The sequence below is a fragment of the Planctobacterium sp. AWM4_229 genome (genome assembly GCF_056160305.1).
In genome coordinates this window covers 485516-501476 of sequence record NZ_JBSWWX010000001.1, presented here as the reverse complement: position 1 = coordinate 501476, position 15961 = coordinate 485516, and the positions used below count along the sequence as shown (strand labels likewise).

10 protein-coding genes are annotated in these 15961 nt (G+C 46.2%); 7 read left to right on the top strand and 3 right to left on the bottom strand.

Going from position 1 to position 15961, the window contains the following annotated elements; genetic code table 11:
* Positions 1–59: 59 nt before the first annotated feature.
* Positions 60–1976 (bottom strand): acetyl-CoA hydrolase/transferase C-terminal domain-containing protein, encoded by a 1917-nt coding sequence (locus ACXAGP_RS02180; protein ID WP_475259236.1) that lies wholly within the window; start codon positions 1974–1976, stop codon positions 60–62.
* A 167-nt stretch (positions 1977–2143) separates the two neighbouring features.
* Here ACXAGP_RS02180 and hrpB point away from each other — a divergent pair, with 167 nt between their 5' ends.
* From hrpB to ACXAGP_RS02155, 5 genes are all read left to right on the top strand, one after another.
* Positions 2144–4666 carry an ATP-dependent helicase HrpB gene (gene hrpB, locus ACXAGP_RS02175; protein WP_475259235.1) on the top strand — a complete coding sequence of 841 codons (2523 nt, stop codon included), beginning with the start codon at positions 2144–2146 and terminating at the stop codon, positions 4664–4666.
* 358 nt (positions 4667–5024) lie between these two features.
* Positions 5025–5189 carry a hypothetical protein gene (locus tag ACXAGP_RS02170; RefSeq protein WP_475259234.1) on the top strand — a complete coding sequence of 55 codons (165 nt, stop codon included), beginning with the start codon at positions 5025–5027 and terminating at the stop codon, positions 5187–5189.
* 118 nt (positions 5190–5307) lie between these two features.
* Complete coding sequence (locus ACXAGP_RS02165; protein WP_475259233.1) at positions 5308–6708, top strand: Type 1 glutamine amidotransferase-like domain-containing protein; 1401 nt, start codon at positions 5308–5310, stop codon at positions 6706–6708.
* A gap of 171 nt (positions 6709–6879) precedes the next feature.
* Positions 6880–9981 (top strand): efflux RND transporter permease subunit, encoded by a 3102-nt coding sequence (locus tag ACXAGP_RS02160; RefSeq protein WP_475259232.1) that lies wholly within the window; start codon positions 6880–6882, stop codon positions 9979–9981.
* Positions 9978–11039: an efflux RND transporter periplasmic adaptor subunit gene (locus ACXAGP_RS02155; protein ID WP_475259231.1), complete on the top strand. Its 1062-nt coding sequence runs from the start codon at positions 9978–9980 to the stop codon at positions 11037–11039. Before ACXAGP_RS02160 ends, ACXAGP_RS02155 begins: the two co-directional genes overlap by 4 nt.
* 123 nt (positions 11040–11162) lie before the next feature.
* On the opposite strand, the gene ACXAGP_RS02150 is transcribed toward ACXAGP_RS02155, so the two are convergent.
* Positions 11163–11984: a substrate-binding periplasmic protein gene (locus ACXAGP_RS02150; RefSeq protein WP_475259229.1), complete on the bottom strand. Its 822-nt coding sequence runs from the start codon at positions 11982–11984 to the stop codon at positions 11163–11165.
* 117 nt (positions 11985–12101) lie between these two features.
* Here ACXAGP_RS02150 and ACXAGP_RS02145 point away from each other — a divergent pair, with 117 nt between their 5' ends.
* Positions 12102–12413 carry a 4a-hydroxytetrahydrobiopterin dehydratase gene (locus ACXAGP_RS02145; RefSeq protein ID WP_475259228.1) on the top strand — a complete coding sequence of 104 codons (312 nt, stop codon included), beginning with the start codon at positions 12102–12104 and terminating at the stop codon, positions 12411–12413.
* 30 nt (positions 12414–12443) lie between these two features.
* On the opposite strand, the gene ACXAGP_RS02140 is transcribed toward ACXAGP_RS02145, so the two are convergent.
* Entirely contained in the window at positions 12444–13502 is a 1059-nt protein-coding gene (locus tag ACXAGP_RS02140; protein WP_475259227.1) for a glycoside hydrolase family 26 protein, read from the bottom strand.
* Between the two features lie 350 nt (positions 13503–13852).
* Here ACXAGP_RS02140 and ACXAGP_RS02135 point away from each other — a divergent pair, with 350 nt between their 5' ends.
* The gene (locus ACXAGP_RS02135; protein ID WP_475259225.1) at positions 13853–15961 is read left to right on the top strand and encodes a methyl-accepting chemotaxis protein; all 2109 of its coding nucleotides are present in this window, start codon (positions 13853–13855) and stop codon (positions 15959–15961) included.

Below are 15961 nucleotides of genomic sequence, written 5' to 3'. Positions count from 1 at the left end.
TCAAATCAAACCATTATTTCATTTAAGGTATAGGTTCAGTTTAGTCGTTGGTAAACGGCTTACAAGTCGAATAGGTAATGGAAGACACCAAATTCACTGTTTCTTTGAAAATGAATGTTGGTTTTTTCAAACGCGGAGTTCATGGCTTCATTATCTACCAATACGTCTGCTTTGAATTGTGTGATCCCGCACTCTTTACCTAACTGAAATAATCGCTCAATGAAGAATCCTCCCAAACCCTGGCCTTGCCAGTCATCACGCACTTGAAAGGCTATTTCAGGGATACCATCGCTATCATCCATGATCCACTGACCAATGGCGACAATCTCGTGTTTTGCGGTTTCAGGAGGAGACAGTGCTACCAAGGCCATGTCTCGGCTGTAATCAATATCTGAGTATTGTTTCAGGATTTTTTGAGGCAAAGATCGCAGCTTCGAAAAGTAACGCATGTAGACGTTTTGATCAGAGAGTTTATGAAAGAAGTCTCTCAGAAGGTCTTCATCCACGGCCTTGATAGGGCGGACCAGGACTTGTTTTTGTTGCTCGGTGGTATGGACACACTCCCAGTTTTTTGGGTATACCGATTTAAATGAGTGACCGGGTTGCGCCGAGTGAACCAGATAGGATTTTTTGGCTTGCGCTAAAAGAGACTCTCTATATTTGGGATGAGCGATATCAATCAGTGCCAGGCAGCGTTCGCGAATACTTTTGCCAAACAAAAACGCGGTACCATATTCGGTAATTACATAGTGCACATCAACGCGGGTGATGGTCACACCGGAGCCTTCGGGTAAAGAAAACAGGATGTTGGAATTCCCTTTAATACTCAAAGAGGGTAGCGCAACAATGGGTTTGCCGTTGAGAGAATAGCCAGCGGCTCGAATGGAATCATCAGAACTGCCGACACCGGCATAAAAACGATTGCCCACTGAATCTACCGCTACCTGACCTGTGAGATCCACTTTCAGGCCAGTGATAATGGCAATCAGATTATTGTTGATCGCAATGCGATCCAGGCGATTGACATAGTAGGAAGGATGAAACTCAATATCGGGGTTTCGGTGGATGGCCTTATAAAGATGACTGCTACCATAGGCATGGCAAACGATGGTTTTGCCTTGATGAACGTTCTTTTGACTGTTGTTGATGACACCTTCTTCGATTAGCTCCAGAACCTTGTCGGTTAACAAGTCCGTGTGCAGGCCCAGATTTTTGCGCTTTCTCAGGTAGGGAATTAAGTCATCAGTCATGGCGGTCAGATTAAATTTCAGCGTGGCACCATCCGGGATTTCGAACAAGATATTAGCGGCGATTTTATCCAGCACGGACTTGTCCAGGCTAAAGTCACCCAGCCAGGGAAACAACTCATCTTTGTCTGGCAAGGGACTGTGGTTCTCCGTCCACCAATTGATTTTATCGGCCTTAATGAGGGAGTTGCCTTCTGTCCAGGGCATGTTCTCACAGATTTCCGCTACCACTATATCTGCCGCGTCGACGGCTTCGCGACTAAAATCAACACCTGTTCCAAGGCTACATAAACCATCTTCGTCCGGCGGGGTTACCTTGATGATGGCCACTTCGATAGGGATGCGCTTTTCTTTGATTAAGCGATGCAAACGTGCACTGGATACCGGCATATAGTCGGTTATACCTTCCTGGATATTCTTCGCAGCGCGATCAAACGCATAAAAAGCCGTGGTGCGAATGCGACTAACGTTTTGCTCCAGATGAGGCAATTCACCACCGGGAATAAACTGCAGAATATTGATGTCGTGTAAGTTTTGCGAACCGGTAACAATGGCATTAAGAGTACAGTGGGCAGTGGCAGATGTACTGCCGATGTAGACGCGGCTGCCATCGGGAATTTTAGCGGCAACATCCTCAAATTTCAGCCGTTTGGCTTGCCACTGCGGTTGACTGGCATAGCCTGTGATCACATTGAGTGGTTTACGAAACCGTAATTTACGCCAGAACACCCGAACTCCGGTTAAAAAATCGACGAGTTGTAGTGCATCATAGCAGATAATATTCAAATGACAGAAAAACAGCGGCGCAACTTATTGCTGAGGGCATTGCTTGGCTTTACTATTGCGTCTTTCACAATTGCAGCCAGCTGCCCGGATACTGAGTTTTAATAGTTATTTTGCAGTTCATCAAATCCCTTCCAATCAGCCAACATCTAAATGACATCAGCCAACAGCTGCAGTCACACAGCCGTCTGGTGTTGACCGCTGAGCCAGGTGCCGGTAAGTCTACCGCAGTGCCGCTGTTTTTAATGCAGCAAGCATGGTTGCAAGGCAAAAAGATTATTATGCTGGAGCCGCGCAGGGTTGCCGCCAAAGCGATAGCGCATTTTCTGGCTAGTCAGCTTGGGGAACCCGTAGGGCAACGCGTCGGCTATCGGGTAAAAAACGATAATAAGGTGTCGGCTAATACCCAACTGGAGATTGTCACGGAAGGCATACTGACGCGACAAATACAGCAGCAGCCAGAGCTGGATCAGGTTGCCTTAGTGATTTTCGATGAGTTCCACGAACGCAGTGTGCAAGCTGATTTGGGCCTGATGTTAGTGAAAGAAATCAGGGCTGCACTAAGGGATGATTTACACTGTCTGGTGATGTCTGCCACAATCGATTCCGATAGTGTAAGCCAATATCTTGAAGGTGCGCCGGTTAAACATGTTGAAGGGCGCACATTTCCCGTAGACATCCAATACCAGTCGCCGGGACGAAAACGCCTCGCTGAAGCTGTCTGGAGCGCGGCTTTTCCCTATTTACACATCAATAAACAACAAGGTCCTCAGGATATTTTGGTGTTTTTACCGGGGCAGGCAGACATTCATCGCTGCATTAATTTGTTTCAGGAGAATTTGCTCAAGCAGTTAAATAGTGCGGACATCTTATTGTTACCGCTTTATGGCGCTTTGCCCCTTAAGCAGCAACAACAAGCCATAGCACCTGACAAGCAGGGGCGGCAACGCGTACTGTTTGCCACGAATATTGCGGAAACCAGTTTAACTATTAACGGTATCTCTGTGGTGATTGACTCTGGGTTAGAAAGGCGCTCGGTATACGACGTAAAAACCGGTATGACGCGCCTGGAAAGTGGATATATTGCCAAGTCTTCCGCCACACAAAGAGCGGGACGAGCGGGTAGAACAGCAGCAGGTGTTGCTATTCGTTTGTGGGCAGAGTCGCAACAACAACAGTTGGCTGATTATCGCCATGAAGAAATCAAACGTGCTGATTTGATGGATTTAATCCTGGAACTGGCCGTGTGGGGGCAACAAGATTTTAACCACATAGACTGGCTTACTCCGCCGCCGTTGGGGCATTTTGAGAAAAGTCGCGACTTATTGCAGTTAATCGGGTTTATTGATGATAAAGGCAAGCCCACTGCAGCAGGGCAGCAAGCGGCGAAACTGTCTCTGGCACCGCGTTTAGCGGCAATCTTTTTATCGGCAAGTACTGAAACAGAAAAACGTATAGCGGCGGATATTTGTGCCTTATTGAGCGAGCAGGATATTCTGAGAGATTTCCACACAGTGGGGTTTGAGCACAGATTGCAGGCCTTGTGGTGTGAGTCGGATTTTAAGCAGCATCTCAGGTTCAATGTATTGCAACAGGTTAAAGCCACGGCAAATAAAATCTTATCTCGGGTCGGAATTACTACTCAACGCAATGGACATTCAAAAGTGGACAGAGAGTGCATTGGACGTTTGATTCTTGCGGGATATCCGGATTTATTAGCAAAGAAACGCACAGAAAACAGCAATAGTTATCTGCTTTACAATGGGCGAGGGGCTGAGTTGCCTTTGGATGATCCGCTCAATCACAGCCAATGGTTGCTCACTCTTGATATTGACGCACAGCTGAAAAGCGGGCGTATTTGGTTGGCCACTGAAATCAGCGAATCGCAGGTGCTGACTTTTACTGAACCTCACTTGCAATCACAACAAACACTGAGCCTTAATGAAAAATCAGGTAAAGCCCAATGTATCCAGCTTAAAACCTTTGGCGCCATTGAAATAAAACGCACGGTAACGGAAGACTTAACAAAACAACAAAAACAACAACTATTGCTGCAACAGGTAAAGCAAAGAGGACTTTCAAGTTTAAACTGGACCAAACAATGTCAGCGCTGGTTGGAAAGAGCTGCCTGGCTTGCCAGTGTAGATAGTCATTTTCCTCAGATTAGTGAGTCGGCTTTACTGGCCGATATGGAGGCCTGGCTGGAGCCTTATCTGGGCAATGTTGGCTCAATAGCAGAATTGCAGAAACTGGATGTTTTGCCCTTACTTAAATCTGTACTGGATTGGGAGCAACAGACGCAGTTGGATAAAGATGCGCCTGATTGTTTCACTGCGCCGACACAAGAACAGTTTCCTGTTCGCTATGATACGGCGCAAGGTCCTACGGTATCTGTGCAGTTGCAAACGCTGTTTGGTTTAACGGATTCGCCTAAGTTAGCCAATCAAACTATACCGTTGCGCTTTGAGTTGCTTTCGCCAGCGAGAAGACCCATCCAAACCACCAGTGATTTGTATGGTTTCTGGACCGGCTCGTATTTTGAGGTTGCAAAAGAGATGCGAGGTCGTTATCCCAAACACCGATGGCCTGAGAAACCGCTTGAGGAAAAGCCAGGTAAATCTCTGAAACGAAAATAATCGGTTTGTATTTATTTGCCAAAATTGGCTGATTCCCGCTTTCTTGTCCGGAAAAACAACAGGTTTTAAAAAAAGTTTAAAAAAAGTGTCATGAATAACTATGTATCAGGGAGTGCTCGCACAATGATGCTTTGGACTGTTACAAATAAAGGTCTGACAAGTGATTTTCTGGTCACTTAGAGGTTTTGTTATTTGTATTTGAATCACTAAAACTGCATTAATATTCAATGGTTTAGGACGTTTGTCCTATTGTGTGCGATTGAATTCATTATCACCAAACTTAGCCCTATTGATTAATAAGAAAATCTTGTGATATACCTTTTAGCAGTTCAAAAAAACAGCATTAAAAGGCGTAAAGGTGCACTCAATTCTTGCCCGACAACAACAAGCCAAGCCATTGCATAACTGCGATGTTGGTTCGTTTGAGGTAAGACTAGATGAGATATCCTTTCAAATAAGCCTGCACCTATCTTCTCCTTCCGGCTCGGCAGATTATTACCTGTCTGAGTGGTTCGACGAATAGTCTGATTTACTACCTTGTCCGCTATTTTGCTTGCCAATAGCGGGCGTATCTACGCAAGCAAAAACTCAAAAATAATAAAAACAATCCATAACAATTAACAACAACTGTTGGAAAAACTATGAAAACTACAATAAAGCTGGTGTCAGCCATGACGCTATTGGCTTCGTCTGTGGCGAACGCCTGTATTACCCAGGAAACTGAATCAAACGATACGGAGTCCAGTGCCAATGATGGCATCTGTAGCGGGGTATTGATTCAGGCAGATATCGATTCTCGTCGGGATACTGACTGGTACCGATTTGATGCTGCCAGCAATGGCACGGTAAGCATTACCTTAGATCACAACAGCCGTGATGATTTTGACTGGGATTTATATCGCAGCACAGGTGGTGCGGTAACGTCGGGCGCCTCCAGTACCGTTCCTGAAAGTGGCTCTTACTCTGGAACAGCGGGCGAATATTTCCTCAAAGTCAGTCGTTATCGCGGCACAGGCTGGTACGATTTAACCATTGATTTCCCCGAAGATGGTTCCGGTGGCGGCGACGGTGGTGATAATGGCGGCGATACAGGAGATTGCCAATATACAGCGCGTCCTTCCAAGCCTGGGGGATTAAAATCTTACATCGTGGGCAATGACACAGATGTATGCATAGCAGAGCCCTCTCAAGCTGGAGTGCTATTGATGGGCGGTGGTCCTGATGTGGATGCGTCGTTTAGTCAGCGAGTTAACCCGCACATTGCTGGTGGCGATGTCGTGGTATTGCGTACATCAGGCACTGATGCCTACAACGATTACCTGCTACCTTTGACGGGAGCCGACTCAGTTGAAACCATTATCGTAGACTCCGTCTCCCGAGCGAATTCTGATTATGTGGAATGGGCGATTCAAACAGCTGAATTTGTATTTATTGCCGGTGGTGATCAATCTGATTATTTGAATCAATGGCAAGGGACAAAAGTACAAAGTGCGCTCCAACATGTGTATGCGAAAAATGGCATCATTGGTGGTACTTCAGCGGGTAACGCAGTGCAGGGAGAATACATTTACGATCCAGATGGTATCCTTGGGGCCATTAGTGAAGAAGCCGTCACTGATCTGTGCCACGAAACCATTAACATATCTAATAACTTCCTGAACACGCCATTGTTAGCCGGCGTGATAACCGATACCCATTTTGCTGAACGCGACCGCATGGGTCGTATGGCCACCTTTTTAGCAAATATTGGCTCAGGTAATCAGGCAATAGGAGTGGACGAGGACGCGGCGTTATTTGTTACTGAAGATGGCAATGGCGTATTGGATGGTTCGGGTAATGCCTATGTGTTAACAACCGATAGCCAAACCAGCTTTACCCAGGCAAGTTGTGGTCAGGCTGTAGTGTTGGATAATTTATTGAATTATCAATTGCAGCCGGGTGATACATACAATGTACTCACAGGTGCATCCAGTGTTACGCCGCAGCGCCTCGATATCGACGGTCGCAATAGCAACTTCTACAATCCTTCAAATCCTTATTAATGTGATTACCGCCGCTTTGCTATCGAGGCGGCGATTTTTTACGCTATTCCACCGCCTGTCTCGTTTGTTGTGCAGTTCGTCTGAAACGGCTGGAAAGACTATAATAAAAACTTTCTAATTCCGCTGTTAATTCAGGCTGAACGCAATTCAGCAGATGATTTTGGAACAGGTATGAATCTCACTCGCTCTTCGGTAAAAAATCCAGCAGCCGTGCTGGTGATCGTGGCTCTGGTATTCATTTTTGGCGTGATTGCCATGATGAAACTACCCATTCAGTTGACGCCAGACATTGAACAACCACAAATTACTATCTCTACGGGTTGGCGTGCTGCCGCACCAGAAGAGGTGGAGTCCGTGATCATCGAGCCGCAGGAAAATGTGGTTAAGAACACGCGAGGCGTAGTGGATGTTACCACCAGTATTCAGCGCGGTTTTGGCAATATTACCTTAACCTTTGATGTGGGCACCAACATGCAGCAAGCTATGTTGGATGTCATCAATAATCTCAACCAGGCACCACCGTTACCGCTGGATGTATTTGAACCTGTCGTAGCAACAGGGGGCGGTCGAGGTGGTCCTAATGCTGCCTCATTGTTAGTGCGACCAGTACCGGGGAATGATCTGACAGAGATGGCTAATCACCAAGCGCTTATCGAAGATGTGATTGAGCCGCGTCTTGCTCGAATTTCAGGTGTCGGCCAGGTAAATTTAAACAGCCAGCGTCCACGAGAATTACGCATCTCCTTTGAACCACACAAGCTGGCGGCACTGGGTATTCCCATCGGACAGGTAGCCAACACGGTTGCCCGTGCTTCCGACGTTTCAGGCGGTTTTGCTGATGTTGGACGTCGTCAATATACAGTGCGTTTTGCCGGACAATACGATCTGGAATCATTGTCAAATATGATCATCTCTTACAGTGGTGATCGCCCGGTGTTTTTGAAAGATGTCGCCACCGTAGAAAATACCCTGGTGGATAGATTTGGTTTTACTTTGCGTAACGGCGCGCCTGCTTATTACATCACTATCACGCGTGGTAACGAGGCTAATACGGTCGCGTTGCTGGACGATATTAATCTGGCGATTAAAGAGTTAAATGAAGGTCCGTTGGCCGAAGTCGGCCTGATGATCGATCTCAGTTTTGACTCTTCAGTTCATATCCGCAATGCTTTGCTGTTAGTGAAGAGTAATCTTGGCCTAGGTGTGTTTCTGGCCCTGGGGATTCTTTGGCTTTTCTTACGGGGTTGGAAAGCCACCCTGATCATTGCGACTACCATACCACTGTCAGTGATGGTGGCGTTTTTAGTTTTGAGCATGTTGGAACGCAGTCTCAATGTTATTTCTTTGGCAGGTGTGGCCTTTGCCGTCGGACTGGTTCTGGACGCTGCTATTATTGTTCAGGAAAACATTGTGCGATTGCGCAGTGAAGGCATGGACAACAAAAAAGCGGTGGTAAAAGGGGCTACCCAGGTAACAGGTGCTTTGTTTGCCTCAACCGCAACCAGCGTCGCAATTTTCCTGCCTATCTTGTTTATGAAAGGCATCGAAGGGCAACTGTTTTCTGACTTAGCGTTAACCTTATCGGTTGCTGTGATTGCCTCACTGGTTTCAGCAGTCACCATTTTGCCTATCGCCAGTCGTTATTTATTGAGCGATTTACCTAAGCAAGATCCGCATGAAGATTATTGGCAGAAACTGACGGACTTCATTATGAAGCTCACGGCAACGTCGAAACAGCGCATAGGCTGGATAGCGGGGCTGATGATCGCCTCAGCGCTGATCACCACCACTTTAATGCCCCGAACCGACTTTATGCCACGGGCACCCATTGATGGCTTTTTCTTCTCTCTGAATTTACCGCCCGGAGGTAATATCGAATTCCTTGATGAAGAGATGGCTAATCGCTTTCGCGACCGCATTGCGCCATACACCACCGGCGAAAAACAACCCAAGGTAAAAAGCTATAACTTTTATAGTTATGGACCTAATGCCACGGGCGGTTTTATCTATGCCGATGATCCCACGCGAGTAGAAGAGCTGATGCAAGTAGTACAAAGCGAAGTGCTGGCAGATTTGCCAGATACTCAAGTTTTCTTGTTCCGAGGCTCTATGATCAATGTAACTGGAGGAGGCAATGGCCGCTCGGTGAATATTGATTTACAAGGGCCCGATATCGACCCGTTAATGGCAGCTGCCCAAGTTGGTATTCAGCAAATACAAGAGCATTTACCGGGCACCAGCGCACAACCCGTGCCTGCTTTATCTATGGCAGAGCCTGAGTTGCGCTTGTTACCCAACGACAGAAGGATCACTCAAGCCGGATTGAATCGCAGCGATGTGGCCAATGCGGTGCGTGCTTTTACCGATGGCTTGTTTGTCGCCGAATACTTTGATGGCAACGACCGAATGAATGTCATCTTGCGGGGCACTCCCTGGAATAACCCGGATGAATTGGCAGCACTGCCCATTTACACGCCGCGCTCCGGCATACAAACCTTGGGCGAGTTGGCCACAGTCACCCGCACCGTAGGGCCTAGCCAGTTGCGTCGGGTGGATGGCAAACGCACTATATCTCTGATTGTCAGACCACCAGAGACCATGTCCCTGGAAGAAGCCATGGCACAGCTGGAAGAACAGGTGATCCCAGCCATCAAAGCGGAATTACCTTCAGACGCTAACCTGTTAATTAACGGTAACGCAAATCGCATGCAACAGGCCATTTGGGATATGTTACAGAACTTCATTTTGGCGCTTATCATTCTGTTTTTATTGATGACGGCGCTGTTTAAGTCGGGCAAAGACAGTTTATTAGTGCTCACCGTGATGCCCATGGCGTTAGCTGGCGGGGTGTTAGGCTTATGGGTGTTGAACCTCTTTACCTTTCAGTCACTGGATTTGCTGACTATGATTGGTTTTATCATCCTGTTGGGATTAGTGGTAAACAATGCCATTTTGCTGGTGGATCAAACTCGCTGCTCTGAGCGGGAGGGTTTGAGTCGTCAGGCTGCGGTTCGACAAGCGGTGAGAATTCGTGCCAGACCGGTTTACATGAGCACACTCACCAGCTTGTTTGGCATGCTGCCCTTGATGATATTACCCGGGGTTGGCTCAGAAATTTATCGTGGCCTGGCAACCGTGATTGTCGGTGGTATGGCTATTAGCGCGCTGTTTACCTTGGTATTATTGCCTTCACTGTTGCGCATCGGCGAGCAAAAAACACAAGCTCAATTTTCAACTCAGTCTTCTTTCGCTGCACAGGAGTCAGCACAATGAAAAACGCATTAATACTAACAGCCGCTTTGGTTTCTTCACTGGTCAGTTTCAGTAGTTCGGCGCAGACGCCTCCGGCAAAACCTGTGAACGTTGGTGTGGTTGAAAAGTCAGTATTTGTGCCAACTGTGGATATTGTTGGCAGTATTTACAGTCGCAACAATGTGCAACTCACTGCAGGTGTGGGCGGACGTCTGGAGTTTGTGGCTGAGCCCGGCACTTATCTGGTGGAAGGTGATACCGTAGCGCGAATTGATCAGCTGCCACTGCAATTGCAACAGGCAGAGCAAGAGGCGGAAATCAAACGGGAACAAATCAATATTAAGTACCTGGCCAGAGAAGTTGACCGTTTGAAGAATCTTCGCGAGAGCAACAGTGCCTCTGCCTTTCAACTAGACCAAACTCAGTCGCAATATGATCTCGCCCAAGCGGATTTGGAAATTGCCAAATTGCGCTTGCGACAAATCAACGATCAGTTAAGCCGTGCGGTGGTGAAAGCGCCATTCGATGGGGTGATCACTGACCGTATCCGCGAAGCGGGTGGCGATGTAAACCGCAGTGATGTGCTGGTGACCATGTTAGATACTGAGAACCTGGAAGGTCGCATTTTTGTGCCAGTGAAATACCTGCCATTCCTACGCACCAGTAAAGAAGTGTTAATTAAATCGGAAAATAATCAAATCAGTGCCGCCATCAAAGCCATTATTCCGGCCGCAGATCGCCAGTCTCAGTCTTTTGAACTCAGAGTGAGTTTACCTGCAGGTGCGAACGAAAGTTGGACCAGCGGTGAGTTGATTACCGCCACCGTTCCCGTCAGAGCGCCGCAAGAGACTCTGACTGTGCATCGCGATGCCTTGATCCTGCGTAAAGAAGGTACGTACGTAGTTGTGATCGACGAAGAGAACAAGGCCCACCGCCATTTGGTGCAAGTGGGTGAGGGTATGAAGGAGCGCGTTAGTATTCAAAGTGATGAGATTCAAGCCGGAGACAAAGTAGCTACTCGCGGTGCAGAGCGCATTCAGGATGGACAAACTGTCACTATTGCCACGCCGAATGCTTAAAGCCAAAGGGAAGCAAGTCTGAATATTTAAAGCCAGAACGCAGGTTGAGTATTTTCATACTGTGCTCAATCTGCTGTTTTTCTCTCTGGCACAGTGGCAGTAAAGTGAGGGCATAGTTACAGCTCAACGAATATTGCTTACCCACTTTTCACTGAGCTGAGCAATTACACCGGATGACTGCAGTTGTTGCATTGCTTTGTTGATATCGTCTTTGTGAATTAGCAAGTCACTGGCTTTACTAATAACGGTATGTGATTGCAGTGTGGCAGTGGTTTGATATTCGGATTTCTTCATCAGCTTTTTGATGTTTGGATTGCTCTTTTCAAGATCAAAAAATAGCTCATCAAAACCTGCTAATACATCAATCTTTCCCGCTGCCAACAATGCAACGCCGGTTTCGCTGGTTTTGACATCCATTTTTAATAGGTGATTGGCCTTTTCAAACTCTTCAAAATACACCGTACTGCCAAGATAGCCAATCACAAAGTTTTCCTGCTGCAAGTCGGAAAACTCATCGATAACACGCTTGTCGTCATATCGCTGATAGAAGACGGTTACATGAGTGCCTTGTAAATAGGGGGGCTCCACGAATTCCAGAAAGGTTTCGCGAGCGCTTGAACGCAGCAAAGTATGGGCCATGTCAACATCACCGTTCATTAATGCCTGCATACATTCAGCCCAGCTGCAAGGATAATAGGAAAAGCTAACTCCCAGGGTGTTGGCCAGTTTTTGAGTTAATTCATGTTCAAAACCGTCGTAGGTTGTTCCCGTTTCAGTATGGTTGACAATCATGTAGGGGGGCAGGTGATTGGCGATCAAACGGATTTCAGGAGTTTGGCTTGTTATCGCACCACTATTGGCAAGTAATTGCGGACAATATGCCACAAAGCAAAGCAGAAAGATCTTAACAGCTCTGAGTAATCGGGCAGGGCTATACCTCATCATTCGGGCTGGGCCATGAAGATGGGCTAAAAAAGTTTGCACGCCATTAAATCCATTTAACGGTAATTGGACTATTGTTAGTAAACACATCAGTAGCAACAAGCTTTGCAGGATTCGTTTATGACGCCTATGAATAACAATGATATACAAACGGCGCTTGGTCAATTAAACCAAAGTAGCAATGTTCCATGGAAATTAGTGGATGGTGCGCTACAAAAGAGTTTCAAGTTTAAAGATTTTTCAGAGGCTTTCAGTTGGATGACACAAGTGGCCTTAACCGCTGAGAAAATGGACCATCATCCTGAATGGTTTAACGTCTATAACAAGGTTGATGTGACCCTCGTGACCCACGATGCTAACGGTATTACCCAGTTAGATTTTGAACTGGCCCAAAAGATGGAAATAACTGCACAAAAGCTTGGGGTAGATTGATAAAAAGCGTCAAGCTCCCCCAAGGTTGTACTAATTTGTATTTGTCTTGAATCCAATTATCTCGTAAAGGTTGCTCGAGCCAAGTAGATATTTTTCTTTGTTAATTTCTTTGCGCCATTTCTGTTGAATTTCAGGGTGGGCTTTTTGCAATCGAGCATCACCCCAGCTCTTGTTTTTCCACATAGGTTGCGATTCCCAATGGGTATTAATATAAGAAACCGCTTTGATGACGTTGGGGTACCTGTCAATGTGATCGAAGAGGATATTAAACCAGTCATGCCAGATCAGAGGTGCTCCATGAGATTGTTGCTCTAAATAAAAGCCTCTAGGAGTTGTTTCAGCAATGAAAACTGGCTTTGCTTTAGATTGGGCAAACTCTATCATATGATGTTGGGCATTTTCTCCGTGCCAATACGAATAACCTATCCAATCGACGTATTCATCGCCGGGATAGTATTGGGAGATTATATCTGGGGAAGTATGGCGCCGGGCTGACCCCAGCAGAGTGGCAAAGTTTTTTAAATTGCGAGCTCTCAGCATATCGACGATGCGTTTCCAGGCCGCTTTGAATGGTTCTGGCCGATAGTGATTCCAACTGCCTTCAAATTCGTACCCAATACGAATAATAAAAGGAAATTGGTTAAACTCAGCCATGAAGTCACCGAGTTCATGAATTAGGTGGTCGTATTCACCTGTAGCGACTTTCTCTTCGCTATCAAATTCCATTGAAATTGACAGGTGAACAATCATTCCTTGAAATCGTGGCGTTGCTAACATGCAACGCAAACACTTTGGTCCAGCACCCCAAGTAGTTTCAGTGTTGAGCCCGTCGGCCGAACCTACGTCAAATGTAAAACCAAAATTATTTTCAATCCCTTCGACAAAATAGATGTAATGGCTGATGCCGGCTGGGGCAGCAAAATGATCGAGATAACCATCGTTATATTTTGTTTGTCCGCCTATGGTCTCGTTATCCTGACCTATTAATAGCAGCACTTTATCGCCTGGGGGCTCGAACTTTGCCAATGTGGCTTGGACATTGAGACTTAAGGCCACAAAAAATAGCATAAACAGGTGCAATGATTTCACTTTTCGCTCAAATAACTGATTAATACTACATTTCAATTAGCCGTTTTCTGAAGAGAAAGTCATTTATCTTTTATTACATTACGAAGATGTTTTTTTTTGTGTTCCATCAATTTCAAGTTTGGCGTTAAAAACTTAATCTATATCCATGACAATTAGAGTCAGGTATTTTCCCGGGCGATAAACTATTTGTTCTGGGCACATGATACGTGACTGAACCTAATTAAGCTGCCTGTTTCTGAGTTCTTTCTGTTGGCCAGAAACGCGCCCTAATTGTCCACGTTAATTTGCAATTTCTCAGTATCAAATTACATTCAATAGAGTGGATTAAAAAACTGGGATTTTGCTCCGCCATGTTTCATTCCATAAATAAGCAAATAAATGTTACCAGTGGTGCCAGCATGGGCGCCGCTATTCTGGTGATGACCTTTGTGGGGGTGTTTCTCTCCACTAAGTTGTTAACTAGTACTTCAAAAGCACTGACCGAATATTCAACAGAGATTATTTCTGAATCATTAAAGCGTATTCGAAGCGACATAAAAGACGTTGAAAGCATTGTGTCGGATACTGTCCGTGTCGCCAAAGATATGGCTACCACCCAAGAATTTCTTTATCAATCGCAACTTTCGGACGTAGTGAATCGCAACTACGTCAGTGACTACGTGCGTACAGTATTAGCAGACAACTCCCGAATATTGGGTAGTTATATTGCTTGGGAGCCAAATGCAATTGATGGACGCGATGCTAATCACGTAAACGACAGTGGCCATTCTGACGCAAACGGTCAATTTGGTCCCTATTGGACGCGTTCAGCTTCCGGAGAGTTGGGGGTAAGGCCGGTTAATTTTGCCTCAGCTTATGACAGAACGCCTGATGAACGCGGTGTGATGCGTGGAGAGTGGTACATGTGTACCTTTGAATCCCGCTCACCTTGTGTAAGTAATCCTGCGGTGTGGGATGTACAGGGCAAACCCACTTTAATGACGTCCATTACTGCACCAATTGAAAGCAATGGAGAATTTAAGGGGATTGCGGGGGCGGATTTATCGGTGGCCTTTATTCAACAACTGATTGAAAACATCAATGAATCCATCTATCAGGGAACCGGGCACATGCGTGTGGTTAGTTATTATGGCAGTGTTGTTGCTGATACCAAGACCCCAACATTGGTAGGCGAGCATCTCCCCGATAAAGAGTGGCAGAACATCCAGAGCGCAGTGAAAAGCGGGGATGAGATGGTGAATGTCCGTGATAACCATATTGCACTGCTACTGCCACTGACCTTTGAAGACGTTAAAAACCCTTGGGCCGTTCAGTATATGCTGCCCAACGCTATCGCGATGCGAAAAGCTGATGAACTGAATGAGCAACTGGATGGGCGTTTCAAACGCAATCTGATGTTGCAATTGCTCTCTGGCGCTTTGATTGGTATCGCTGGCTTTTTCATGGTGTTTATCACTGCGAAACAAATCTCGTCACCCGTGAGAAAAGCCAGTCAGCTGGTAACAGAGCTTTCAGAATCTGAAGGTGATCTCACTAAGCGCATTAATATTCGTATAGACAACGAAGTGGGAACCTTGTCGAAGGGATTAAATTCCTTTTTGAGTAAAACCCATGAAATAGTCAAAGATACCTGTGATTCTTTAGGGGTGCTGCGCAATTCTGCAAGACAAAATGCGGAGTTGAGTCATCAAACCAAAGAAAGTGTGACAAAACAGGAACATGAAATTCAGGAAGTGACCTCGGCGGTGACCGAGATGTCGAAAGCCACCACGGAAATCGCAGCAAACTGCACAGACACTGCTCAATCGGCTGAATCTGCTCTGGAGAAAGTGAAAACATGTGCGCAAGGCCTTGATACGACAGTGGAAAGTTTGCAGGCTTTGGCTGAAAACATGCAACAAGCCTCAGAACAAGTGGATGAGCTTGAGTCAGCTACGCAAGGCATTAGTGGTATTGTGGGAGTTATCTCCGATATCTCTGAGCAAACTAATCTTTTGGCCCTAAACGCGGCAATTGAGGCAGCCAGAGCGGGAGAACAGGGCAGGGGCTTCGCAGTGGTGGCAGATGAGGTACGCAACCTGGCTACCCGCACCAATCAGTCTACATCAGAAATTAATAATTTGATTGAAACCCTGGCCAAGAACTCTGCATTAGCGGTCAAATCCATGCGTTCAGGCGCTGAGTTGTGCAGTGAAAATGCCCAACGAGCTTCTGATTCACAAGCTCAGTTACAGGAAGTGGTGGTCACCACTGAGCATATTAGTGATGCCTCCATTACGATTGCCACTGCCGTGGAGGAGCAGAATTCAGTGGCCAACGAAATTTCTCGCAATATTAATAATATTAATGACTCCGTACACAGTGTTGCTGAAATCGCAGATAAAACCAGTGCTGAGAGCACCCGTATTAACGAGGTTACGGTTGTTTTGCGCAAGAAGCTAAATCAGTTCAAATATTAA

Coding starts and splice junctions, on each gene's coding strand:
- ACXAGP_RS02135 (WP_475259225.1), top strand. CDS start 13,853: ATGTTTCATTCCATAAATAAGCAAATAAATGTTACCAGTGGTGCCAGC.
- ACXAGP_RS02155 (WP_475259231.1), top strand. CDS start 9,978: ATGAAAAACGCATTAATACTAACAGCCGCTTTGGTTTCTTCACTGGTC.
- ACXAGP_RS02160 (WP_475259232.1), top strand. CDS start 6,880: ATGAATCTCACTCGCTCTTCGGTAAAAAATCCAGCAGCCGTGCTGGTG.
- ACXAGP_RS02165 (WP_475259233.1), top strand. CDS start 5,308: ATGAAAACTACAATAAAGCTGGTGTCAGCCATGACGCTATTGGCTTCG.
- ACXAGP_RS02150 (WP_475259229.1), bottom strand. CDS start 11,984: ATGATGAGGTATAGCCCTGCCCGATTACTCAGAGCTGTTAAGATCTTT.
- ACXAGP_RS02145 (WP_475259228.1), top strand. CDS start 12,102: ATGACGCCTATGAATAACAATGATATACAAACGGCGCTTGGTCAATTA.